The organism is Microcystis sp. M53598_WE2 (assembly GCF_030067735.1).
GTDB classification, from domain to species: domain Bacteria; phylum Cyanobacteriota; class Cyanobacteriia; order Cyanobacteriales; family Microcystaceae; genus Microcystis; species Microcystis aeruginosa.
Genome location: NZ_JASJFE010000553.1, coordinates 1 through 1,192 on the forward strand (window position 1 = coordinate 1; position 1,192 = coordinate 1,192).

A 1,192-nucleotide genomic window follows, 5' to 3' on the forward strand; every position below is an offset into this window, starting at 1 on the left:
CAACAATACACCCAAGGAAACTACCGTAGGTTGGGTTGACGTAAGGAAACCCAACAATACACCCAAGGAAACTACCGTAGGTTGGGTTGAGGCACGAAACCCAACAATAGACCCAAGGAAACCCAACAATAGACGCAAGGAAACCCAACAATACACCCAAGGAAACCCAACAAAAAGATTCAGACGGATTTAGGTGTTGGCTGTTGGGTTTCGCTTTCCCTGAGAATTGAGAGGTTTTCTTTAACATATTTATTCGCTCAAACCAAGCTAGGGACTGCACCTAGTTTTTTACACACAATTCCTGATGGTTTAAAATAGCTTCTGATACCTCAATGAGCAGAAAAGCGATCGCATCTTGATGATCCGCGTCGGTTAAAATGGTTTCGAGGGTGCTAGGGGTGGGAATTTCGTCCCCATCTGCCAACATGAAGGAAATATGACCTTTTAAGGCTTCAGTTGCCATTTTTTTCGCTTCTTCGATGGTTTCTCCTGCACTAATACAACCCGGAAAGTCATAAAATTGTACCCCATAATCACTATGTTTATCTTTATGAACGGTGGCTAAATAAGTAATCATTGATTTCTCCTTTATCGTAATTTAATACCTGCTTGTTTTTCGATACTGATTAGGGTTTTAAGGGGAATATCCTTTTTAGGGTGAGGAACAGTCACTTTCCCTTTTTTATGGGGATGTTTAAAATGATGATGACTTCCTGTTGTACCTACTTGATACCATCCCTCATCCTTCAGTTTTTTGATAATTTCTCGACTTTCCAGAATTGATGATTTCTATTTCACCCCCCTAATTGTTGTAAAAGTTGCATCACCTTTTCATAAGTTGCCATATTCTCCTGTTGGCGGAATAATATGGCTGCTTGTTGTAGATCAATTTTTACTTTTTCGGGTTGTCCTAAGATGGCATATAAATCACCACGACTACGGATTATAGTAATCATAGCAATTATCGTCGATTGGGTTGACCCAAGGAAACCCAACAAAAAGATTCAGACGGATTTAGGTGTTGGTTGTTGGGTTTCTACCGTAGGTTGGGTTGAGGCACGAAACCCAACAATACACCCAAGTAAACCCAACAAAAAGATTCAGACGGATTTAGGTGTTGGGTGTTGGGTTTCGCTTTTCCTGAGAATTGAGAGGTTTTCTTTAACATATTTATTCGCTCAACCCAACCTAC

Annotated in this window: 3 protein-coding genes; all 3 read right to left on the reverse strand. The window is 40.4% G+C overall.

All coding sequences use genetic code 11. The features are described from left to right. Positions 1–280: 280 nt before the first annotated feature. From PX636_RS11280 to PX636_RS11290, 3 genes are read right to left on the reverse strand one after another with little or no spacing between them, the layout of a single operon-like run. The gene (locus tag PX636_RS11280) at positions 281–577 is read right to left on the reverse strand and encodes a type II toxin-antitoxin system HicB family antitoxin (RefSeq protein WP_159248957.1); all 297 of its coding nucleotides are present in this window, start codon (positions 575–577) and stop codon (positions 281–283) included. An 11-nt stretch (positions 578–588) separates the two neighbouring features. Beyond that, positions 589–780, reverse strand: coding sequence for a type II toxin-antitoxin system HicA family toxin (locus PX636_RS11285; RefSeq protein WP_409786583.1), 192 nt, complete (start codon positions 778–780; stop codon positions 589–591). A 14-nt stretch (positions 781–794) separates the two neighbouring features. Then, complete coding sequence (locus PX636_RS11290) at positions 795–956, reverse strand: hypothetical protein (RefSeq protein WP_288117232.1); 162 nt, start codon at positions 954–956, stop codon at positions 795–797. Positions 957–1,192 lie beyond the last annotated feature (236 nt).